The sequence below is a fragment of the uncultured Caulobacter sp. genome, from assembly GCF_947036865.1.
In the GTDB taxonomy this organism is placed as follows: Bacteria; Pseudomonadota; Alphaproteobacteria; order Caulobacterales; family Caulobacteraceae; genus Caulobacter.
Window position 1 is genome coordinate 1 of sequence record NZ_CAMQSF010000007.1, and the last position, 20,315, is coordinate 20,315.

General features: G+C 69.0%; 20 protein-coding genes and 2 pseudogenes. 9 read left to right on the top strand and 13 right to left on the bottom strand.

Features of this window, described 5'->3' with window-relative positions; all coding sequences use genetic code 11:
• A pseudogene (locus tag Q0V34_RS06615) lies at window positions 1-488 on the top strand (hypothetical protein); the annotation flags it as partial.
• A gap of 144 nt (window positions 489-632) precedes the next feature.
• On the top strand, window positions 633-2,057 hold the full coding sequence (locus Q0V34_RS06620; RefSeq protein WP_297509578.1) for an MFS transporter: 1,425 nt from the start codon (window positions 633-635) through the stop codon (window positions 2,055-2,057).
• A 107-nt stretch (window positions 2,058-2,164) separates the two neighbouring features.
• Here the strand turns inward: Q0V34_RS06620 and Q0V34_RS06625 are convergent, their stop codons facing one another.
• The 6 genes and pseudogenes from Q0V34_RS06625 to Q0V34_RS06650 all read right to left on the bottom strand — a co-directional run bounded on the left by Q0V34_RS06625 (window position 2,165) and on the right by Q0V34_RS06650 (window position 5,692).
• Window positions 2,165-2,455, bottom strand: a complete 291-nt coding sequence (locus tag Q0V34_RS06625; protein ID WP_297509580.1) for a UvrB/UvrC motif-containing protein — start codon at window positions 2,453-2,455, stop codon at window positions 2,165-2,167.
• A 46-nt stretch (window positions 2,456-2,501) separates the two neighbouring features.
• Window positions 2,502-3,563 carry a Glu/Leu/Phe/Val dehydrogenase gene (locus Q0V34_RS06630; protein WP_297509583.1) on the bottom strand — a complete coding sequence of 354 codons (1,062 nt, stop codon included), beginning with the start codon at window positions 3,561-3,563 and terminating at the stop codon, window positions 2,502-2,504.
• Between the two features lie 61 nt (window positions 3,564-3,624).
• Window positions 3,625-4,671, bottom strand: a complete 1,047-nt coding sequence (locus Q0V34_RS06635; RefSeq protein ID WP_297509586.1) for an alpha/beta hydrolase — start codon at window positions 4,669-4,671, stop codon at window positions 3,625-3,627.
• Complete coding sequence (locus tag Q0V34_RS06640) at window positions 4,668-5,252, bottom strand: uracil-DNA glycosylase family protein (protein ID WP_297509589.1); 585 nt, start codon at window positions 5,250-5,252, stop codon at window positions 4,668-4,670. The genes Q0V34_RS06635 and Q0V34_RS06640 overlap by 4 nt, the downstream gene beginning before the upstream one ends.
• Window positions 5,253-5,287: 35 nt before the next feature.
• Window positions 5,288-5,445, bottom strand: a pseudogene (locus tag Q0V34_RS06645) (hypothetical protein); the annotation flags it as partial.
• Window positions 5,402-5,692, bottom strand: a complete 291-nt coding sequence (locus tag Q0V34_RS06650; RefSeq protein WP_297509592.1) for a DUF3253 domain-containing protein — start codon at window positions 5,690-5,692, stop codon at window positions 5,402-5,404. The pseudogene Q0V34_RS06645 and the gene Q0V34_RS06650, both read right to left, overlap by 44 nt.
• 105 nt (window positions 5,693-5,797) lie before the next feature.
• On the opposite strand from Q0V34_RS06650, the gene Q0V34_RS06655 reads away from it, so the two are divergent.
• Entirely contained in the window at window positions 5,798-6,253 is a 456-nt protein-coding gene (locus Q0V34_RS06655) for a PaaI family thioesterase (RefSeq protein WP_297509595.1), read from the top strand.
• Here the strand turns inward: Q0V34_RS06655 and Q0V34_RS06660 are convergent.
• The 4 genes from Q0V34_RS06660 to Q0V34_RS06675 form a co-directional block, all read right to left on the bottom strand.
• Complete coding sequence (locus tag Q0V34_RS06660) at window positions 6,237-6,872, bottom strand: glutathione S-transferase (protein WP_297509597.1); 636 nt, start codon at window positions 6,870-6,872, stop codon at window positions 6,237-6,239. The two genes, Q0V34_RS06655 and Q0V34_RS06660, sit on opposite strands and share 17 nt — an antisense overlap.
• Window positions 6,869-7,192, bottom strand: a complete 324-nt coding sequence (locus Q0V34_RS06665; protein ID WP_367272043.1) for an endonuclease domain-containing protein — start codon at window positions 7,190-7,192, stop codon at window positions 6,869-6,871. Before Q0V34_RS06665 ends, Q0V34_RS06660 begins: the two co-directional genes overlap by 4 nt.
• Window positions 7,193-7,381: 189 nt before the next feature.
• Window positions 7,382-8,662, bottom strand: a complete 1,281-nt coding sequence (locus Q0V34_RS06670) for a nucleoside transporter C-terminal domain-containing protein (RefSeq protein WP_297509600.1) — start codon at window positions 8,660-8,662, stop codon at window positions 7,382-7,384.
• A 159-nt stretch (window positions 8,663-8,821) separates the two neighbouring features.
• Complete coding sequence (locus tag Q0V34_RS06675; RefSeq protein WP_297509603.1) at window positions 8,822-10,864, bottom strand: S46 family peptidase; 2,043 nt, start codon at window positions 10,862-10,864, stop codon at window positions 8,822-8,824.
• A gap of 205 nt (window positions 10,865-11,069) precedes the next feature.
• Between Q0V34_RS06675 and Q0V34_RS06680 the strand changes: the two genes are divergently transcribed.
• The 5 genes from Q0V34_RS06680 (at window position 11,070) to Q0V34_RS06700 (ending at window position 16,895) form a co-directional block, all read left to right on the top strand.
• On the top strand, window positions 11,070-12,266 hold the full coding sequence (locus Q0V34_RS06680; RefSeq protein ID WP_297509606.1) for an FtsX-like permease family protein: 1,197 nt from the start codon (window positions 11,070-11,072) through the stop codon (window positions 12,264-12,266).
• Entirely contained in the window at window positions 12,263-13,012 is a 750-nt protein-coding gene (locus tag Q0V34_RS06685; protein WP_297509609.1) for an ABC transporter ATP-binding protein, read from the top strand. The genes Q0V34_RS06680 and Q0V34_RS06685 overlap by 4 nt, the downstream gene beginning before the upstream one ends.
• Window positions 13,013-13,032: 20 nt before the next feature.
• The gene (locus tag Q0V34_RS06690) at window positions 13,033-14,040 is read left to right on the top strand and encodes an HlyD family secretion protein (RefSeq protein ID WP_297509612.1); all 1,008 of its coding nucleotides are present in this window, start codon (window positions 13,033-13,035) and stop codon (window positions 14,038-14,040) included.
• Between the two features lie 425 nt (window positions 14,041-14,465).
• A complete protein-coding gene (locus Q0V34_RS06695; RefSeq protein ID WP_297509615.1) occupies window positions 14,466-15,371 on the top strand; it encodes an SDR family NAD(P)-dependent oxidoreductase in 906 nt (301 codons plus the stop codon).
• 225 nt (window positions 15,372-15,596) lie between these two features.
• Complete coding sequence (locus Q0V34_RS06700) at window positions 15,597-16,895, top strand: outer membrane protein transport protein (RefSeq protein WP_297509618.1); 1,299 nt, start codon at window positions 15,597-15,599, stop codon at window positions 16,893-16,895.
• Between the two features lie 59 nt (window positions 16,896-16,954).
• Here the strand turns inward: Q0V34_RS06700 and Q0V34_RS06705 are convergent, their stop codons facing one another.
• The 3 genes from Q0V34_RS06705 to Q0V34_RS06715 all read right to left on the bottom strand — a co-directional run bounded on the left by Q0V34_RS06705 (window position 16,955) and on the right by Q0V34_RS06715 (window position 19,527).
• On the bottom strand, window positions 16,955-18,055 hold the full coding sequence (locus Q0V34_RS06705; protein WP_297509623.1) for an Mrp/NBP35 family ATP-binding protein: 1,101 nt from the start codon (window positions 18,053-18,055) through the stop codon (window positions 16,955-16,957).
• Window positions 18,056-18,122: 67 nt separating this feature from the next.
• Window positions 18,123-18,620, bottom strand: coding sequence for a group 1 truncated hemoglobin (locus tag Q0V34_RS06710; protein WP_297509626.1), 498 nt, complete (start codon window positions 18,618-18,620; stop codon window positions 18,123-18,125).
• Between the two features lie 13 nt (window positions 18,621-18,633).
• Window positions 18,634-19,527: a DUF3034 family protein gene (locus Q0V34_RS06715; protein ID WP_297509629.1), complete on the bottom strand. Its 894-nt coding sequence runs from the start codon at window positions 19,525-19,527 to the stop codon at window positions 18,634-18,636.
• Window positions 19,528-19,688: 161 nt separating this feature from the next.
• Between Q0V34_RS06715 and Q0V34_RS06720 the strand changes: the two genes are divergently transcribed.
• On the top strand, window positions 19,689-20,312 hold the full coding sequence (locus Q0V34_RS06720) for a methylamine utilization protein (protein WP_297509632.1): 624 nt from the start codon (window positions 19,689-19,691) through the stop codon (window positions 20,310-20,312).
• Window positions 20,313-20,315 lie beyond the last annotated feature (3 nt).

The window sequence follows — 20,315 nt, forward strand, 5'->3', positions numbered from 1 at the left end:
CGGCGGCTCGCGTTCTGGCCGAAGCGCCGGTCCCCGCCCCCCGCCCCGTGCTGGCCCTGACCAAGACCGCGCCCCAGCGCGCCTACGGCAAGGTGCTGCAGGCGCGGGTCGACGACCAGCCGCTGGCCTTCACGCCGCTCGGCCTGCGGTCCAGCGCGGTCAAACGCCTGACCCTGAACGCCTCGAGCCTGATGTCGAAGGCGACGGCCTCCGCCGAGGATCTGCGCCGCGGCCGCTGGATGTTGTTCGCCGCCAGCTCGGGCAAGGCGCTCGGCCTCAACCTGATCCGCGACACCTTCGGCGGCTGGCGCAACGCCGGCTTCAGCGAGGAAAAGCTGGCGCGTTTCGGCAGCCGCCAGGTGGGCGTCGGCTATCGCAAGGGGTCCAGCCTGGTCTCGCTGACGGCGACCCGCCGCAAGTTCAACGGCTTCGACTACGCCGACAAGGACACGGTCGTCGGCGTCAGCGTCTCGGTGCGCGGGCGCTAGAGGGTGATAGCCGAAAGTGTGAGCCGTTTCGGCGGCTAGCACGCTCTAAATGTTTGAAATCGAGCCTGTTTATCTGCTTCGAAGGTTTCCATTCGAAACAGACAGGCTCTAGACCCGGGGGCGTCCTGGGCGTAAAGCGCCCCCGTGTCCGAGCCGCCGCCTCAGCCCGCGCCCTCCCCGCTGTCGTCCCGCCTCGTCTCGATCGCGGTCGCCAGCGCGCTCCTGATGGAGTTCATCGACTCCACCGCGTTGTCGACGGCGCTCCCGACCTTGTCGCGGGCCTTCGCGGTCGATCCGATCCACCTGAAGCTGGCCCTGACCTCCTACATTCTGGCCCTGGCGGTGTTCACGCCGGCCAGCGGCTGGGCGGCCGAGCGGTTCGGCGCGCGGCGCGTGTTCCTGTCGGCGATGACGGTCTTTCTGTTGGGCTCGGCGCTGTGCGGCCTGTCGCGCGACCTTGGCGGCCTGGTCGCCGCGCGCATCGTCCAGGGCCTGGGCGGAGCGATGATGACCCCCGTGGCGCGGCTGATCGCGGTCGGCGCGGCGCCGCGCGAGCGCCTGCTGCAGGCGATGGGCTGGTTCACCATGCCCGCCCTGGTCGGCCCCCTGATCGGCCCGCCGCTCGCCGGCCTGGTGCTCAGCGTCGCCGACTGGCCCTGGATCTTCTACATCAACCTGCCGGTCGGCCTTCTGGGCATGGCGGCGGTCCTGCGGTTCGTGCCGAGGAGCCAGCCGCGCCGCGACCTCGGACGCTTCGACACCGCGGGCTTCACGCTCTCGGCCCTGGCGATCAGCGGCCTCGTGGGCGTGGCCGAGACCTCCGGCGTCAACCTGCTGCCGCCCTGGGCGCGGATCGTCGCGCTGACCCTCTCCCTGGCTTGCGGGATCGCCTATCTGCGGATCAGCCGCCGGAACGCGCGGCCCATCCTGGACCTGACCCTGCTGCGCTATCCCACCTTTCGCGCCAGCCTGCTGGGCGGGACCCTGGTGCGGCTGGGCATCGGCGCCAGTCCGTTCCTGATGCCGCTGTTGCTGCAGGTCGCCCTGGGTTGGAGCCCCCTGCGCGCCAGTTTCGTCACCCTGGCCGGCGGTGTCGGCGTTCTGGTGGCCCGCCCGATCGCCAGCGCCTTTCTCAGGCGCTTTGGCTTCCGCACCGCCCTGGCGGTCTTCGTCTCCCTGACCGCCCTCTTCACCACCGCGCCCGGCTTCTTCCGCCCCGGCACGCCGGAGCTCCTGATGATGGCGATCCTGACCCTGGGCGGCTTCTGTCGCTCCAGCCAGTTCATCGCCGCCAACACCATCGCCTATGCCGACGTGCCCGAGGCGTCGACGGCCGCCGCCTCCACCCTGGCGGCGGTGATGCAGCAGGTCGGGCTGGCGCTGGGCGTCAGTTTCGGCGGGGTGATGCTGCACGTGGCGCGCGGCGCCGGCGGGGTGCTGACGCCCGACCGCTTCGTCCTGCCGTTCGCCGCGATCGGCGTCGTCACCCTGCTGGCCCTGCCGGTCTATCTGGCGCTCGACAAGGACGCCGGCGCCGCGATCAGCGGTCGGGCGCGCGCCGAGGCCTAGCGAGGATCACGTCCCCGCCCTTCGACAGGCTCAGGGTGTGGACGATTTTCGAGGCCCGTCAGGAGAATACCTCATCCCGAGCCTGTCGAAGGACGAGGTATTGGGCCCTAACCCTTTCGCCGCCGCCCGCCGCGCGAGTGGTTGGCGGTCATCGGATCGGGCTTCTTGGGCATGACCCAGCCGTCCGGCTTCTTGGGGACCGGCTGATCCGTCCCCAGCCCCATCCGCCCCGGAACCTGGCGCTCGAAATACGAGGCGCGAGGCCGAGGCTCGACCTCGCGCACCAGGGCGCTGTGCTGGATGCCCTCGATCTCGACCCGCAGCTTGGCGGCGGTCTCGAAATCCTGGGCCGCGACCGCGTCGTCCAGCTGCTGTTTCAGGTCGTCCAGATGCGACATCGGCGTCTCCGTGGGGCTTCCCCGGAAGAACGCTTGAAGAGCCGGTTTAGCCGCGCGCGGCGGCGATGCGCGCGCGGGCGATCTGGTCGGCGACCAGGTTGGCCGGCCGCTTCTCGGCGATGGACTGGTCGATGACCTCGGCCAGGGTCTGGGCGAGCCGATCGAGCTTGGCCGCGACCCAGCCGCCGTCGAACGCGCCGCCGGCTTCCAGGGCGCGGATCTCGGCCGCGACATTGATGATGCCGCCGCCGTTGATCACGTAGTCCGGGGCGTAGAGGATGCCGCGATCGAAGACGGCCTGGCCGATCATCGCGTCGGCCAGCTGGTTGTTGGCCCCGCCGGCGATCACCTTGACCTTCAGGCGCGGCAGGGTCGCCGCCGAGATCGCCCCGCCCAAGGCGCAGGGCGCGAAGACGTCGGCCTCCACGTCGAAGATGGCCTCGACGGGGACGATCGTCGCGCCGGTCTTGGCCGCGACCGTCTCCAGAGCCGCTTGATTGACGTCGGCGATGGTCAGCACCGCGCCGGCGGCGTGCAGCTTCTCGGCCAGATAGGCGCCGACATGGCCCACGCCCTGGAGAGCGACATGCACGCCCTTCAGGTCGCGGTTCAGCGCTCGCTCGACACAGAGACGCACGCCCCGGAACACGCCCTCGGCGGTCACCGGCGACGGATCGCCCGAAGCGGCGGCATGGCCCTCGAGACCGGCCACGAAGCGGGTCGTCTTGCGGGTGCTGGTCAGGTCGGCCGGCGAGACGCCGACGTCCTCGGCGGTCCAGTACCGCCCGCCCAGGCTGTCGACGGCGCGACCGAAGGCCTCGAACAGCTCGGGCGTCTTTTGGCTGCGGCTGTCGCCCAGGATCACGGCCTTGCCGCCGCCGAAGTCGAGATCGGCCATGGCGTTCTTGTAGGACATGCCGCGCGACAGGCGCAGGGCGTCGGTCACGGCCGCGTCGGCGCTGGCATAGTCCCACATCCGGCAGCCGCCGGCGGCGGGGCCTCGCGCGGTGGAGTGGATGGCGATGATCGACTTCAGACCAGTTTTTTCGTCGAAGAATGCGTGGACGCCTTCGTGTCCCTCGAAATCGGGGGAATCAAACAAGGTCATGCTGTCGGTCTCGGCTAGGCCAGAATGAACGTGGCGCGGGTTTACGCCCCCTCGTCCGCGGTCACAAGCCCGAACGCTGGGCCGCCTTCCGTGGCCTGCGCGGATCCAACGCTGTCATCGCCGCGACGCTGGACGGGATCGGCGGCGCCCCCGAGGGCGGCCAGGGCGCGGCGCTGTCGCGCAGGAAGGCCTCGGCGTCGCTCCAGACCCGCTCGGCCTGCCGGTCGATGAGCAGCAGGTGATAGCCCCGCGCGTAATAGGCCGTCTTCGCGCCGGGCTTCAGGCGCGCCGCCGCCTCGACGGTCGGCGCGCGCGGAATGATCTGGTCGTTCGCGCCGTAGAACCAGGCGGTCGGGACCTTGATCACGCCGGTCGAGCGCCAGGCCCGCTCCATCAGCCCGACCAGGCCGTAGATGGCGTCGGACCGCGCGCCCCAGATCATCAGCGGGTCGCGGCCCATGCGGCGCAGTTCGTCGACATTGTCGGACGCCATCACGTGGCGCGCCAGCCAGTCCGGCGGCTTGACCATCCATTGGCCGACCGTATGGGCGGTGACCCACAGGCTCAGGCGGTTGGGCAGCGGCTGGTTCGACCAGCCCCAGACGGCCGGGGCGAACAGCATCAGCTTGTCGACCGGCGGCGGGTCGTCCGAGGCCATGGCGGCGATGGCCAGGGCGCCGCCCATGCTGACGCCGGCCAGCGCCAGCTTGGCCCCGGGATGTCGCTCGCGCACCGCCGCGACCAGCGCCCGCACGTCCTCCAGCACCAGATCCGTCGGCGCCCAGACCCCGCGCTCGGGCGAGCGGCCAAAGCCCCGGATGTCGAGGGCGTAGGTCGCGACGCCTCGTTCCGCCCACCAGGCGGCCGCCAGGTGATAGGCGTTGGAATAGTCGTTCATGCCGTGCAGCCCGACCACCACCCACGCCGGCTCGCCGGCCGGGAGCCAGCGCATCAGGCCGAGCTTCGCGCCGTCGAAGCTGACGAAGCCCTCGTCGGTGATCCGAGGCCCTCGAAAGCCCAGGGCCGCCAGGTCCGGCCGCTGGCGCAGCGGCGCGCAGCCCGCCAGGGCGGCGGCCGAGGCGGTCAGGATCAAGGCGCGGCGGTTCATCGCCCCAGAATGTCCGCGACCCGCTGGCGAAGATAGGGCGCGACCTCGGCCTCGAACCACGGATTGCGCTTCAGCCAGGCGGTGTTGCGCCACGAGGGATGCGGCATCGGCAGGACGGTAGGCCCGAATTCGCGCCAGCGGGCGATGGTCTCGGTCATGGTCTTGCCGGTCCGGCCCGGCAGCGCCCAGTCCTGGGCGTAGCTCCCCACCAGCAGGGTCAGCTCGACGTTCGGCAGGCGCTCCAGCAGGCGCGCCCGCCACAGCGCCGCGCAGCGCGGCGGCGGCGGATAGTCGCCGCCCTTCGGATTGGTTCCCGGAAAGCAGAAGGCCATGGCCGCCACGCCGATCTCGGGCCGGCCGTAGAAGGTCTCGCGGTCGATCCCCATCCACTGGCGCAGGCGGTTGCCCGACGGATCGTTGAACGGGAGGCCGGTCTCGTGCACCAGCCGGCCGGGCGCCTGGCCGGCGATCAGGATGCGGGTCTCCGCGCTGACCCGCGTCACCGGCCGGGGGACGTGCGGCAGGTACGGCGCGCAGGCCCGGCAGGCGGCGATCTCGGACAGCAGGGCGTCTAGGGACATGGCGGAGATTTAGGCGCGCTCGAACGTTCTCCAAACCGGAGGCGCCGCCCTCGTCCTTCGACAAGCTCAGGATGAGGGCTATTTTGCCGGCGGTTCAAAAGAAATCCTCATCCTGAGCCTGTCGAAGGAAGAGGATTTCGCCTCCGCCGTCAGTCCTCGTCCCCCTCGACCGCCTCCTCGAAGCTGGTCGGATCGCCCTCCATGCGCAGGCGGATGCGATAAACGCCCCGGAACTTCTCGGGATTGGTCGGCTTGTTGTGGCGCAGAATCACGATCTTGCCCTCGCGCGCCAGCTCGATGGCGTTGGTCCGCACGTGGCCCAGCTGCTGCTGCCAGCGCTCGGGCTGGATCGCCTTGGCGACGTTCATCGGGTCGATCGACTTGCCCGCCGGCAGGGCCGCCAGCTGGGACAGGATGGTCTCTTGGATGGGGGTAGTCATGGCGCTCCCATGCCACGGATTGTCGGCCCAGGCGAGCGCGGCGGCTTGCGCGGAGCGTCCCGGCCTTCTAGCTGAACGATGATAAGCCACGCGGAGGGGACGGTCATGGACGGCGGCAACGAGATTTCGAGCGGGCCTCGCCTGATCACCGACGGCGAGTGGGCCGGCTGGCGCACCTGGTCCGGCATGGATCCGTTCGAGGATCAGTCGGGCCCCTTCTATTTCCGGCAGGACGACGACGGCCGCGTCACCGCCGCCTTCCGCGCCGAGAAGAAGCACATGAACGGCGGCGGCTTCATGCACGGCGGCTGCATGATGACCTTCGCCGACTTCTCGCTGTTCGCGATCGCCTGGAAGGAGCTGATCGACAGCCGCGCGGTGACCGTCAGCCTCAACGGCGAGTTCGTCGGCCCCGCCAAGACCGGCGACCTCGTCACCGCCACCGGCGAGGTGATCCGCGCCGGCGGCTCGCTGCTGTTCATCCGGGGCCTGATCTCGACCGGGACCGGGCCGATGCTGAACTTCTCGGGCGTGGTGAAGAAAATCAGGCCGCGGGTTTGACCGGCATCCCCGCCGCCGCCGCCGGCCGGGTCAGCATGGCCGAGAGCCAGCGGTTGACGTGGACCAGCTCGGCATCCGGCCGGAAGTCGATCATCCGCCCGAAATCGACGCCCGTGACCGTGACGATGTCGGCGATCGTGATGCGGTCGCCACCGACGAACTCGCTTTGGGCCAGGCGCTGGTCCAGGAACCTCAACGCGCGCTTGGCCCCGGTCAGGTTGTTCTCGCCGACCTCGGGAACCTGAGCCTCCAGCGCGGCCATGTTCGGATTGGTGTGGCGAACGGCCAGGGCCAGGGGCGTGACGATCGTCATCTCGGTGCGGCGCTGCCACATCTCGATGATCGCCGTCTCCTTGGGATCGCGCCCGAACATGTTGGGCTCGGGATAGACGCTCTCGAGATAGCGGCAGATCGCCACCGACTCGGTGATCACGGTCCCGTCGTCCAGTTCTAGGGCCGGCATGTGCGACACGCCGACCTTGGCGCGGTAAGCGGGCGAGCGGTGCTCGCCCTTCATGATCGACAGGGTTTCGATCTCGACGTCCTCGATCCCCTTCTCGGCCATGAACCAGCGCACCCGGCGAGGATTGGGCGCGCGCAGGCAGTCATAGAGCTTCATGTGGCTCCTCCCTTTCCGACCAGAAAAGCCCTTCCCCCTTGATGGGGGAAGGGTTGGGATGGGGGTGGCCGCTGAATCTCCGCCGCGATGCGCTCGGCCACGCCATACGGATCGGCGAACGCCTCGCCGTCCCGGACGCGCATCACCCGATAGCCCTGAGACGCCAGCCAGCCGTCGCGTTCAGCGTCGCGACGCTGCGCCTCCGGGTCGTCGTGCCAGCCGCTGTCGACCTCGATAACCAACCGCGCGCCGTGATGGACGAAGTCAGCGATGTAGGGACCGATCGGCGCTTGTCGGCGAATGTCGGCGAATGTGGAGATCGAGCGCGCGGAGAGCTTTCCAGAGCACTCTCTCGCTGGCGGTCATCCCGTGCCTGAGACGACGAGCGCGCTTGACGGCGCCGGGAGCGTGCCTTGGCCTCGCGGACTCTTCGGACACGCTGTCACCCCCATCCCCGACCCTTCCCCCATCAGAGGGGGAAGGGAGGGATAAGGGCAACTAAAAGTTGATCAAAGCCCGAACAGGCTCCGCGGCATCAGCCCCACGAGCGAGCCCGTCAGGCAGGTCGCCAGGAAGCCGGCCATCATCGCCTTCCAGACCAGGCTCAGCACCTCCTGGCGGCGCTGGGGCACGAGCACCGAGAAGCCGGCGACGTTCATGCCCACCGAGCCGATATTGGCGAAGCCGCACAGCGCATAGGTCATGATCATCCGGGTGCGCTCGTCCAGCGTCCCGGCGCCGACCTTGGCCAGCTGGATGAACGCGGTGAACTCGGTCAGGATCAGCTTGACGCCCAGCAGGCCGCCGGCGGTCCCGGCTTCCTTCCACGGCACGCCCATCGACCAGGCCAGCGGGGCGAAAACCACGCCCAGGCCCCGCGCGATGCTCAGCGGCTGGCCGCCGACCGGCGGGAAAGCCCCCAGGATCTTGTCGACCATGGTGGCCAGGGCCACGAAGACGATCAGGGTCGCCCCGACGTTCAGAGCGATCTGCAGGCCGTCGGTCGTGCCCTTCATCACCGCGTCGATCGAGCTGCCGTAGGTCTTGTCCTCGGTCGAAAGGTCGAGGTCCCCGCCCTTCTCCATCGGGTCGGACGGCACGATGATCCGGGCCAGCAGCACGCCGGCCGGGGCCGAGATGATCGAGGCCGTCAGCACGTGGGCGGCGGCGTTGGGCAGGACGTCGTGCAGGATGGTGGCGTAGGCGACCATGGTCGAACCCGAGACGCAGGCCATGCCGACCGCGATCAGCATGAAGAGCTCCGAGCGCGACAGCTTGTCGAGATAGGCGCGGATGAAGATCGGACCCTCGATCTGGCCCATGAAGATGGTGGCGGCGGTGGCCAGGGCCGGCGGGCCGCGCAGGCCCAAAGTCTTCTGGAACACGAAGCCGAAGCCCTGGGCTAGCCACTTCAGGATCTTCCAGTGCCACAGCAGCGCCGACAGCGCGCAGACCACCAGGATCACCGGCATGACCCGGAACGCGAAGATGAAGCCCGCCCCCGGATTGCTGACCGGATAGGGCTGGTCGCCGCCGGCCAGGAAGCCGAATACGAAGGCCGTCCCCGCCTGGGTCGAGGTCCCGAGGCCCTCCACCGCGCCGTTGACGCCGCGCATCAGCTGCTGGGCCTGCGGCAGGCCGAACAGCACCAGCACCAGCAGCACCTGGACGATCAGGGCGGCGATGGCGAGAAACCACGGGAATCGCTTGCGATTCTCGGAAACGAGCCAGCAGAGGCCCAAAGTGAGCGCCAGACCCGCCAGGGCCTGAACGTTCTCGGGACGGAACATCAAGACGAAGACCTTACGATGAGGCGACGCCCCCGCGACGCCGACCAAGGGGCGAAGAATGACACCAAGTCCGGCGTCCGGCGCAAGCGCCTTGCGTAAGGAAGGCTTAACGAAAGCGCTCGGCGTCGCTCCCGGGGCCCCGCCGTCACGGTGTCGGGCCTAAGGACCGGTCAGTTCGCGCAGCAGAGCATTTCGTCCATAGACCTTGGCCAGGGCCTCGGAGACGGCCACGGCCGAGACCGAGATCGCCCGGTTGCGGGCGCCGTCATAGCCGTAGGCGCCGCCGAGCGAGTGGATGTTGCCGTCGAAGGCCACGCCCATCACCTCGCCGGCGGCGTCCAGCACCGGCGAGCCCGAATTGCCGCCGATGATGTCGTTGGAGGTGACGAAGTCGAACACCGTGTCCGGGTTCAGCTTGGCGCGGGCCTTCAGCCAGCGCGGCGCGACGGCGAACGGCGCGGCGCCGGTCGCCCGGTCGTAGAGCCCCCCAAACGTGGTGAAGGGCGCGACCAGGCCGTCCCGCTCGCGCCAGCCGGCGACCTTGCCGTACGACAGCCGCAGCGTGAACGTCGCGTCCGGATAGTCCGTGTCGCCCAGGAGCGCGAAGCGCGCGCGGGCGATCTTCTCGGCGGCCGTGTCGACGGGACCCGAGACCGTCTTCTCCCAGGCCGCCCGCGCCACGCGAGCCCCGTGGTCGGTGCGGCGCACCAGCTGGACCAGCGGGTCGTTGGAATCCTCGATCGCCTCGATCCCGCCCTGCCACAGGGCCTTGCGGAAGGCCGGATCGCCCACGCGGCTGTGCGCCAGCTTCTCGGCCAGCGCCGCCGGGCTTTCGCGGCCCAGCATCACCCGCACCTGCGGCGCGTCGACGGTCAGCAGTTCGCGCGTCTTCAGCAGCCACTGCTCCAGATAGATCTGCTCGACGGTGGGCTCGTCCGGCTGGGTGTCGAGCACCCGGCGCTCGATCATCGGCAGGCGCGTGTCGACATATTCCGGCAGGCGGTCGGCATTGGCCTTGTCGCGCTCCTGGGCCGCGCGAACCAGCAGGCGCGCGAGGTAGAACAGGTCCGACCCGCCCCCCGCCCCCGTTTCCAACTGACGGACGGGCGCGAACAGGTCCAGCGCCGCGACCTGGGCGCGGGCGATCCGGTCCCAGGCGTCACCGACCTCGACCGACCACTTGGGATCGGCGGCGATCCGGGCGCGCAGGGCGGTCTCCGCCGCCTGCTTGGCGGCCATGAAGTCCTTGTCGTTCAACGCCTTCTGGCGCCCCTGGATGGCCTTGTAGCTGTTCTCGATCGAGGCCAGGGCCGGCGCGATCAGCCGCGCGCGCTCGCCGCTCTCCGTCGAGAATTGCGTCAAGCGTCCGCGCAGTTCGGCCCGCTGCAGTTGGCCGAAAGGCAGGGTGAGGTCCCGTTGGGTCTCCAGCTGCGCCACCGTCAGCTGCCGATCGGTCGAGCCCGGATTGCCGACGATGAAACTGACCTCGCCGTCCGTCGGGGCGTGCTCGCGCCACTTCAAGAAGCGCGGCGTCGCCGCGGGACGGCCATCGACATAGAGCCGCAGGAAGGCGACGTCGAAACCGTGGCGCGGGAAGTTGAAATTGTCCGGGTCGCCGCCGAAGGCGGAGGCCGCCTGCTCGGGCGCGAACACCAGACGCACGTCGGCGTAGCGGCGATACTTGTAGACCTTGTACTGACCGCCTCGGAAGAAGCTGATCGCTTGGCAGCGCAGCCCGGCCTCGCCGCCGCACGCCGCCACCTCGGCCAGGGCCATCGCCGCGTCGCGGGCGCGCGAGAACTCCTCGCCGGTCTTTCCGGCCGCCGCGGCGCGGACCTGATCGGTGACCTCGATGATCGACAGCAGCGCCTCGGCCTGCAGGCCGGCGCATTTCAGCTCCTCGTCGCGGGCGTTGGTCAGGAAGCCGTCGCGCACGTAGTCACGGCCCGGGCCAGCCAGGCCCTGGGCGCACTCGGCGACGCAGTGATTGTTGGTCGCCACCAGTCCCTCGGGGCTGACGATGCCGCCCGAGCAGCCGTCGCTCAGCCGAATCGCCGCCGCCTGGGCGGCGTCCAGCCACGCCTGGTCCAGGGTCACGCCATAGGCGGCCTTGATCTTGTCGACCGGGACCTTGTCGAGGGGCCACATCCCCTCGTCGGCTCGCGCCGGCGCGGTCGCCGCCAGCGTCAGGACCCACGCCAAGGCGAGTCGCGGGACGATCGGGGGAAGGGTCGGTCGTTGCACTGAGTGGGTCGTTCCAGGCTCGGGATGGGAGGGCCAAGACGCCTTTGTTCCACGACATCCACGAATATTTCACTGCGGCAATCCGCCTTACCCCGATTTAACTTGGACGTTCGCCGATCCCCGTTCATTCCTGCAACCGTCGGTATGGGGGAGCGGGTTTCGAATGTCGTTGGCCTTGGCCACTCTTCTCTATGAGTGGCGTCGTTACATGGCGGCCGTGGTCGCCCTGGCCTTTTCGGGCCTTCTGGTGCTGGCCCAGGTCGGCATGTTCGTGGGCATCGGCAAGGGCTTCACCGCCCAGATCGACCGCGCGCGCGCCGACATCATGGTGCTGGGCCCGGGCGCCAAGGCGCTGTTCGGCGGGGGTCAATCCGGCCTGCCCCGGCGCATGATCCCGCTGGTCTACAGCCACCCCGAGGTCACGCAGGTGGCGCCGCTGGACGGCTCCGGGGGCCGTTTCCAGAATATCCTCACGCCCGAGCAGCAGGCCAAGCAAGAGGCGCGCGCCAAAAAGGGCGGCAAGGGCGCGGCCGGCGGAGGCCGCAAGAGCGAGTTCGTCAACGTCCTCGTGATCGACGCCATCCCGGGATATGTGACGGTCCCGACCGACTACACCCAAGATATGATCGAGGCCCTGCGCCGCCCGTTCGCCGTCGCCGTGGACGAAACCGCGCTCAAGCGCCTGGGCGTCAAGAAGGGCGACAAGGCCCTCTACAACGGCAAGACCATTTACATCGCGGTGGTGACCCACGGCTATCCGAACGTCATCCAGGCGACCCTGGTCATGTCGCGCGACACGCTGCGGATGCTGGGCGAGGCCGATACCGGCCAGCGGGTCGGACCGTTGATGGTCGAGATCAAGAACCCCGCCCGCGCGGAGATCGTCGCGGCCCAACTCAACAAGAAGGCCGACGGCAAGTTCCGCGCCTGGACCCGTCAGGAACTCGCCGACGCCAACGCCAGCGCCATGCTGGACGACCAGATCATCGGCATCATGCTGGGCTTCTCGGCGTTCCTGGGCCTGCTGATCGGGGTGGCCATCACCTGGCAGACCCTGCGTGGGGCGATCATGGCCAACATCAAGGAGTTCGCCTCCCTGCGCGCCCTGGGCGTCTCGATGGGCGACCTGCGCAAGATCGTCATGGAGCTCAGCTTCTGGGTCGGCATCGTCGGCGTTCTGGCGGCGGGCCTCTTGACCTGGGGCGTGTCGCTGCTCGCCGTCGCCGGCGGCGTGCCGATGTACTTCCCGCCCACCCTGGTGATCATCGTCGCGGTCTTCCTGATCGGCATCGCCATGCTGTCCGGCTTCCTGTCGCTGGGCATCCTCAAGAACAGCCAACCGGCGGACCTGCTGCGATGAGTCACGATCACAGCCACAAGCGGGGCGAGACCGCCCTGGCCGCCCAGGGCCTGGTCAAGCGGTTCAAGACCGGCCGGACCTTCATCGAGGTGCTCAAGGGCGTGGACTTCGACGCCAAGCACGGCGACGTGACCATGGTCATGGGCCCCTCGGGATCGGGCAAGTCGACCCTGGTGGCGGCGCTGTCGGGCCTGCTGATGCCCGACGAGGGCAAGGTCTCCGCCCTGGAGGCCAAAGACCTCTGGGCGCTGCCCAAGGGCAAGATCGACAAGTTCCGCCTCGACCACTGCGGCTTCATCTTCCAGGGCTTCAACCTGTTCCCGGCCCTGACCGCCAAGCAGCAGGTGATGACGGTGCTCAAGTACCAGGACATCGGTCCCGGGGAGGCCGCCAAGCGCGCCCAGGCGGCTCTGGAGTCGGTGGGCCTGGGCCCGCGCGTCAACCAGCGCCCGTCCGAGCTGTCGGGCGGCGAGAAGCAGCGCGTGGCGATCGCCCGCGCCCTGGCCAAGAACCCGAACCTGATCTTCGCGGACGAACCGACCTCGGCCCTCGACGGCAAGAGCGGCGAGATCGTGATCAAGCTGCTGCGCGCGGCCGCCACAGAGCGCGGCGCGGCGGTGATCTGCGTGACCCACGACCCGCGGCTCGAGGCCTATGCCGACCGCGTCATCCACATCGAAGACGGCCGGATCCTGGACGACGTGCGCCGCACGCCCGACGCCAATCCCGCGCCGCTCAGCCACTGATTTCTGGGGGAACCTCAAAGATGCCCGGCTTCCTGCGCCGACCCGCCTTCTGGATCGTCATCATCGTCGTCGTGCTGCTGGGCGGGGGCTTCGTCTTCGCCAAGAAGCAGGCCGCCGCCAAGAAGAAGCAATTGGAGGTGGCCGCCGCCCAGGAGGAGCCCTCGCCCTACGCGGCCATCGCGCAGGGCAAGGCCGACATCGAGGGCGGCGTGATCCAGGTAGCCGCCCGCCGCCAAGGCATCATCCGCGAGGTCTATGTCCAGGAAGGCGACATGGTGAAGGCCGGCCAGCCGCTGGCCAAGCAGGAGGACGACGACGCGCGCCTGGCCGCCCAGACCGCCAGCGCCGCCCTCGCCTCGGCCCGCGCTCAGCTGGCGCTCTATCAGGTGCAGCTGCGCACGGCCCAGCGCGAATATAACCGCCTGCAAGGCCTGGCCGCCTCCAACTACGTGGCCGCCCAGAAGCTGGACACCGCCCGCGACCAGATCGCCTCGGCCACGGCCAGCATCGGCGCCCAGCAGGCCGCCATCGGCGTCGCCACCGCCCAGCTGGCCCAGGCCAAGTACACCCAGGAGCTGACGGTGATCCGCGCCCCGGCCGACGGCCGCATCGCCCGCCGCCAGGCCAATCCCGGGGCCGGCGCCTCGACCCTGAACGTCACCTCGATGTTCGACCTCGAGCCGAACACCCAGCGCATCGTCCGCGCCGAGATCGTCGAGGCCGACATCCCGAACGTGGCGATCGGCCAGGAGGTCGAAATCCAGCCCGAGAGCGATCCTGACAAGGCCTATGTCGGCAAGGTCCTGCGCCGCGCCTCAGTCTTCGGCGCCCGCAAGCTCGCCTCGGACGATCCCAGCCAGCGCAGCGACGAACGCGTCGTCGAAGTCGTGGTCAGCGCCGACGGCTCGCCCTTGCTGGTGGGCCAGCGCGTGCTGGTCAAGTTCATGAAGCCCGGCCAGAAGGCCGGCGTGAAGCGGAACAAGCCGACGCCTCCGGTGGCGGGGGGCATGACGAAGAAGAAGGCATAGCCGCACCCCAACCCCCTCTCTCCAAAGAGAGGGGATCAGGCGGCGTCCATGCTCGGCGTTCGATGACTAGAACCACACAAAATCAACGCTCTACGATTTTTTCGCGCCCCTGAATGATCCGCGCCAAGTTCCCCCGCGCAATCTTCCGCGTCCCCGTCGCGGGGGCGAAGGGGGACCCGAGCAGGCAACGCTCACGCCCGCCCCCTCACGGGCAAGAACAGCCTGGCGGAGCGGACGATCGAGCCGAAACGCAAACACATCTCACGGTCTCCGGCTTGCCCGGCCGCTCCGTCGCCTCCCCTCACCTTCAGCGGTCGCGCCGCGTGAGGATGAGTTCGCGTGGGCGTCGGCGGTCCCCTTGACCTGCCCTCTCCCGCGCCGCACAACACCGCCAAACCAAACACGCGTTTGAGGGAGACTTCGGCATGGCGGACATCCGCTTCGACGGCAAGGTGGCGATCGTGACGGGCGCCGGCGGCGGCCTGGGACGGCAGCACGCCCTGGAACTGGCCCGCCGGGGCGCCAAGGTCGTGGTCAACGACCTGGGCGGCAGCGTCGACGGCTCGGGCGGCTCGTCCGAGGCGGCCCAGAAGGTCGTCGAGGAGATCAAGGCCTTCGGCGGCGAGGCGATCGCCAACGGCTCGTCGGTGGCGGATGACGCCGGGGTGGCCCACATGGTCAAGCAGGCCATGGACGCCTGGGGTCGCATCGACATCCTGATCGCCAACGCCGGCATCCTGCGCGACAAGACCCTGACCAAGATGGAGCTGGCCGACTTCGAACTGGTCATGCAGGTGCACGTGTTCGGCACCTTCAAGCCGATCAAGGCGGTCTGGGACATCATGAAGGCCCAGAACTATGGCCGTATCGTCGTGACGACGTCGTCGTCGGGCATGTACGGCAATTTCGGCCAGAGCAATTACGGCGCGGCCAAGATGGCGGTGCTGGGCCTGATGAACACCCTCAAGCTCGAGGGCGCCAAGAACGACGTGAAGATCAACGCCATCAGCCCGGTCGCGGCCACCCGCATGACCGAGGGCCTGATGCCGCCGGAAGTCCTGGCCAAGCTGGCCCCGGAATACGTCACCCCGGGCGTCGTCTACCTGTGCTCGGAAGAAGCCCCGACCGGCGCGATCCTGACCGCCGGCGCCGGCGCCTTCGCCCTGTCGCGGATCTACGAGACCGAGGGCGTCTATCTGGGCGAAGGCGGGCTGTCGGCAGAGGAAGTCCGCGACAGCTGGGACCAGATCACCGCCGAAGCGGGCCAGAAGGCCTATTTCAACGGCGGCGAGCAGGGCCAGAAGTTCTTCCGCAAGATGGCCGGCGGCTGAGCCGCGAAACATAGACTGGCCGAGCTCAAGATTACGGCCCAGTTTTGACATAACGACGATTGATGTGGGGCCCTAGCGGCCCCGCATCTTTAACAAAAGCGATAAAATTCTCCTTTCGATCAATTAATAGCAACGCTATCCGGCAACATGCGTTAAACGCGGCGCTCCCCGAGCGCCGCCCGGTGCTCGCGAGCCTCTTCCTCCCCAAGAAGGTCGCTAGTCAAAATGTCTCTCTCGCGTACCCGCCTCGCCGCCGGCGTGGCCCTCGTGGCGCTCGCCGCCGCCTCCCAGGCCTCCGCCTCGGCCTTTTACCTGCAGGAACAGTCGGTGCGCGGCACCGGCCGCGCCTATTCCGGCGAAGTCGCCGACAAGGGCGTCGGCAGCCTGTGGTGGAACCCCGCCTCGATCGCCGGCATCGAGCGCAGCGAAGGCTATTTCGGCCTGAACCTGATCCAGGTGAACTCCAAGGTCGTCAATGACGGCTCGACCATCACCCGTCCGATCCCGCCGGCCGGCCTGACCACCCCGGTCGGCGGCGCGGGCACGGCCTTCGACCCGATCAACGACGGCGTCGTGCCGAACCTGGGCGGCGCCTTCCGGATCAATGACCGCCTGTCGCTCGGCGTGTCGGTCGCCGCGCCGTACAACTTCACCACCGAATACAATCCCGACGCCTGGACCCGCTACGACGCCCTGAAGTCGCAGCTGCGCACGGTCAATGTCGACGGCGTGGTCGCCTATCGCGTCAACGACATGATCGACCTCGGCGTGGGCGTCACCGCCCTCTATGCCGACGCCAAGCTGACCAACGCCCTGCCGAACATCTCGCCGCTGCAGCCCGACGGGACCCAGTCGCTGAAGGGCGACGGCTGGGCCTATGGCTACACCGTCGGCGCCCAGATCCACCCGTCGCAACGCTTCACGATCGGCGCCAGCTATCGCAGCAAGATCGATCAGAAGCTGAAGGGCACCGTGGCCGTCGCCGGCCTCCTGGCCCCGATCCCGGCGGCCAACAACTTCTCGGTCGACGGCCAGGCCAGGATCAGCCTGCCGTGGATCGCCAATGTCGGCGCGCGCTGGATGGTCAACGACCAGTGGACGCTGAACGGCTCGGTCAGCCGCGTGGGCTGGAGCGAGTTCGACGCCATCCGCGTCAACTTCCCCGGTTCGGCCACCGCCGTGCCGCAGAACTACAAGGACGTGACGACCTATGCCGTCGGCGTCGACTTCCAGGCCTCGCCGCGCCTGACCCTGCGCACCGGCGTCCAGTACGACCCGACCCCGACGCCGGACGTCGGCCGCACCGCCCGCGTGCCGGACGGCGATCGCATGATGTACGCGGCCGGCGCCACCTGGGCGGCGACCGACAACCTCAAGCTCGACGCGGCGATCAGCTACATCAGCTTCGACAACGCGCGGATCAACCGCACGGACGTCACCGCGACCGGCTCGACGGTGCGTCTTATGGGCGACGTGACCGGTTCGGCCGTCGTGCTCTCGACCGGCGCCCGCTTCAGCTTCTAAGGCTGGCGAACCGCTGAAACGAGAAGCCCGCCCGGCGCGATCCGGGCGGGCTTTTCACTTTACGGCCCGACCGCTTCCCAGAGGATCCTCGCCGCCCCCACGAAGACCCGCGCCGCCTGTCCCTCCGGCTCGGAGATCACCGCCGGAACGCCCTGGTCGCCGCCGAGGCGCACCGCGATCTCCAGGGGCACGCGGCCCAGCAGCGGAACCTTCAGGCGCTCGGCCTCGGCCACGCCGCCGCCCTCGCCAAAGATCGGGATCGGCGCGCCGGTCGCGGGATCGGCGAAGAAGGCCATGTTCTCGACGAGGCCCAGGATCGGGGTCGCGGTCTTCTCGAACATCGCCGCCGCGCGCCGGGCGTCGATCAGGGCGATCTCCTGCGGCGTCGTCACCAGCACCGCGCCGTCGATCCGCAGCTTCTGAACCAGGGTCAGCTGCACGTCGCCGGTGCCCGGCGGCAGGTCGACGACCAGCACGTCCAGGGGCTGGGCTTCCGAGCCCCAGGCCACGTCGTGGATCATCTGGCGCACCGCCGACGAGGCCATCGGCCCGCGCCAGATCATCGCCTTGCCCTCGTCGACGATGAAGCCGATCGACATCAGCTTGACGCCATGGGCCTCCAGCGGCTGGAGCTTGCCGTCCTCGAACAGCGGATCGCCGTCCACGCCCATCATCTTCGGCGCCGACGGACCATAGATGTCCGCGTCCAGCAGGCCGACGCGCAGGCCCATCCGGGCGAAGGCGACGGCGAGATTCGTCGAGACCGTGGACTTGCCCACCCCGCCCTTGCCCGAGGCCACGGCGATCACATGGCGGACATGGGCCGGCTTCTCGGCCTCCGGCGGCGGGACCACGCGGGCCTGTGGATCCTCGGAAATCTTGGCGCCCTTGCGCACGCGTGTCGCGCCCTCGGCGGCCTGGGCGGTCAGCACGACCTGGGCGATCTCGACGCCGGGCAGACCGGCGAGCGCCTTCTCGGCGGCGTCTCGGACCGGCGCGTAGGTCGCGGCCTGGCTGGCGGGCACCTCAAGCACGAAGCCGGCGCGGCCGTTGCGGACCACCAGGCCCTGCACCAGGCCGGCGGCGACCAACCCCCGCCCGCTCGCCGGGTCGGCGATGCGGTCCAGGGCCACGCGGGCGTCATCGAGGGTCGCGGTCAAGGTCGGGCCTCCAGGTCGGGGGCCTGATATCCGCGCGGTCCTGTCGATTTACAAGGCCGTAGCGACCCTATCGCTGCACGATGTCCTTCTGCTGCGGCGCCAGCTTGGCCAAGAGCTTGTTCTGCGCGGCGAAGGGGACGCGCTCGCGGTCCATGGCGAACTGAAGGTTCTCGACCATGGCGTTGAAATCCTTGTTGGTCTCGCCCTGGTCCTTGTGGGCCTCGCGCATGTCCTTGCCGGTGTAGTCGCAGCCGCCGCCCAGGATGTAGCAGAACTGCTCCTTGAGGGTCCGCGTCAGCCGCGCCTTGTCGGCCGCCGCGAAGAAGTCCTTCACCCGCGGGTCGGCGTAGTTCCGTTCGACGAAGGTCTCGACGATCCGATCGACGCCGGGCTTGCCGTGGAACGCGACCCAGACCGACGGATCGGTGATCGGCGTCGCGCCGGCGTTGGCGTTGGACTGCTTGTAGGGATCGACCGGCTTCTCGCCGGGAGGAACCGTCTGGGCCAAGGCCGAACCGGCCAGGGCCAGGGCGGCGACGGCGGCGATGACGGAGATCTTGGTCATGGTCGCTTCCTCCCTAGAAGCCGGCCTGCAGCGACAGGTAGAGCCCGCGCTGATTCCTGAAGGTGGCGATGTCGCCGAGATCGACATAGGCCGCGGTGACCGACGGGTGCTGACTGACGGCGTAGGCCGCGAACAGGTCCATCCAGTCGTCTTCCTTGGCGAAGGCCAGGTTGCTGGGCTTTGTCCGGTACTCGGCCCCCACCACGAAGCGCTTGCTGAGCAGCAGGCCGGCCGAGCCTTCGAACTGGGGCCTGTAGCCATTGTCCGTGGCCGAGCCGAAGCCCAGCAGGCCGGTCTGATTGGCCTTGGTCAGCCGCACCGTCCCGTTCAGCACCAGCGACTTGTCGAGCAGAAGCTTGGTCGCCGCCACGTACCCGTCGACGCCGCTTTCGTCCTTGGCGCCCACCGCGCTCACGATCGCGCCCTGGTCGTTATGCTTGTACTGCGCCCCGACGCTGATCTGCGGAACCCAGGTGTCCTGATCGTAGACCGCGTCGCCCAGCACCCGCACCTTGGCGCCCAGCACGGTCTGCTTGAACGTGAAGCCCTTGCCGAGGCCGAGCTTGGCCCCGGTCGCGCCGGTGTCGAAGTCCTGGCGCGTCGCCGAGAGCTCGAACCGGTCGCGCCAGCCGACCGCGGCGCCGAAGGCGCGCAGCTTGTAATCGCGGACGCCGACATAGGTCGCGTGCGCCTCGCCGCCGACGCCGCGGCTGGTCTCGGCGCCGGCGATCACCGCCCAGGTCGAGAGACCGCCGCCCGCCCCGCCCTCCAGCGCGCTGACGCCGTGAGTCAGTAGGAGCTTGCCACCGGTCTCGATCTCGCCGGCCAGGGCCGCCCCCGCGCCGCAGCCGGTCAGAGCGCCCGCGACGATCGCCGCGCCCGCCAGTCGCTTCATGGCCTTGATCAAGGAATCGCCCCCGCCGTCGCATCGTCTTCAACAGAAGCGACCTTGGACCGCCAAGGTTTTACGGAGGGTTTCGAAGGTCTCGACAAGCTCACGTCACGTTTGGCGCCGCCCGGCCACGATGTTAACGCGCACTTCACGCGCTCAAGGCTAGGAAAAAGCCGATGAAACACGCAGTTCTGCTCATGGCGGCCGCGACCTTGTGGGGCGGCCAGGCGCTGGCGGGGGACTTCACGGTCACCGTGCGGGGCGCCGACGGCAAACCCGTCCCCGACGCTGTGGTGATGGTCTATCCCAACGGTCAGCCGACCAAGGGCCCGATCAAGTTCCCCTGGCCCTATCGGGTGGCGCAGCAGAACATCCAGTTCAGCCCCTTCATGCTGGTGGTCCCGGTCGGCGCGGAGGTCTCGTTCCCCAACCTCGATAAGGTCCGCCACCACGTCTATTCTTTCTCGCCGGGCAACAAGTTCGAGATCAAGCTGTACGGCCACGAGGAGAACCGCACCGCCAAGATGAGCGCCCCGGGCGCGGTGGCGATCGGCTGCAACATCCACGATCAAATGGTCGGCTTCATTCGCGTGGTCGACACCGCCTATGCCGGCAAGACGGACGCCAATGGCGTCGTGACTATCCAGGACGTGCCGCCGGGCGCCGTCACCGCCAAGCTCTGGCATCCCTACATGCGCGCCCTGAAGAACGAGCGGGCGCTGACCACGACCAGCCTCGGCGCGGGCCCGGCTCGCGAGACCGTGGCCATCGATCTGCGCGCGCCGGCCGAGCATCACTGAAGC

Coding starts and splice junctions, on each gene's coding strand:
- Q0V34_RS06695 (WP_297509615.1), top strand. CDS start 14,466: ATGGCGGACATCCGCTTCGACGGCAAGGTGGCGATCGTGACGGGCGCC.
- Q0V34_RS06625 (WP_297509580.1), bottom strand. CDS start 2,455: ATGTCGCATCTGGACGACCTGAAACAGCAGCTGGACGACGCGGTCGCG.
- Q0V34_RS06670 (WP_297509600.1), bottom strand. CDS start 8,662: ATGTTCCGTCCCGAGAACGTTCAGGCCCTGGCGGGTCTGGCGCTCACT.
- Q0V34_RS06640 (WP_297509589.1), bottom strand. CDS start 5,252: ATGTCCCTAGACGCCCTGCTGTCCGAGATCGCCGCCTGCCGGGCCTGC.
- Q0V34_RS06690 (WP_297509612.1), top strand. CDS start 13,033: ATGCCCGGCTTCCTGCGCCGACCCGCCTTCTGGATCGTCATCATCGTC.
- Q0V34_RS06710 (WP_297509626.1), bottom strand. CDS start 18,620: ATGACCAAGATCTCCGTCATCGCCGCCGTCGCCGCCCTGGCCCTGGCC.
- Q0V34_RS06700 (WP_297509618.1), top strand. CDS start 15,597: ATGTCTCTCTCGCGTACCCGCCTCGCCGCCGGCGTGGCCCTCGTGGCG.
- Q0V34_RS06655 (WP_297509595.1), top strand. CDS start 5,798: ATGGACGGCGGCAACGAGATTTCGAGCGGGCCTCGCCTGATCACCGAC.
- Q0V34_RS06650 (WP_297509592.1), bottom strand. CDS start 5,692: ATGACTACCCCCATCCAAGAGACCATCCTGTCCCAGCTGGCGGCCCTG.
- Q0V34_RS06630 (WP_297509583.1), bottom strand. CDS start 3,563: ATGACCTTGTTTGATTCCCCCGATTTCGAGGGACACGAAGGCGTCCAC.
- Q0V34_RS06660 (WP_297509597.1), bottom strand. CDS start 6,872: ATGAAGCTCTATGACTGCCTGCGCGCGCCCAATCCTCGCCGGGTGCGC.
- Q0V34_RS06680 (WP_297509606.1), top strand. CDS start 11,070: ATGTCGTTGGCCTTGGCCACTCTTCTCTATGAGTGGCGTCGTTACATG.
- Q0V34_RS06720 (WP_297509632.1), top strand. CDS start 19,689: ATGAAACACGCAGTTCTGCTCATGGCGGCCGCGACCTTGTGGGGCGGC.
- Q0V34_RS06635 (WP_297509586.1), bottom strand. CDS start 4,671: ATGAACCGCCGCGCCTTGATCCTGACCGCCTCGGCCGCCGCCCTGGCG.
- Q0V34_RS06685 (WP_297509609.1), top strand. CDS start 12,263: ATGAGTCACGATCACAGCCACAAGCGGGGCGAGACCGCCCTGGCCGCC.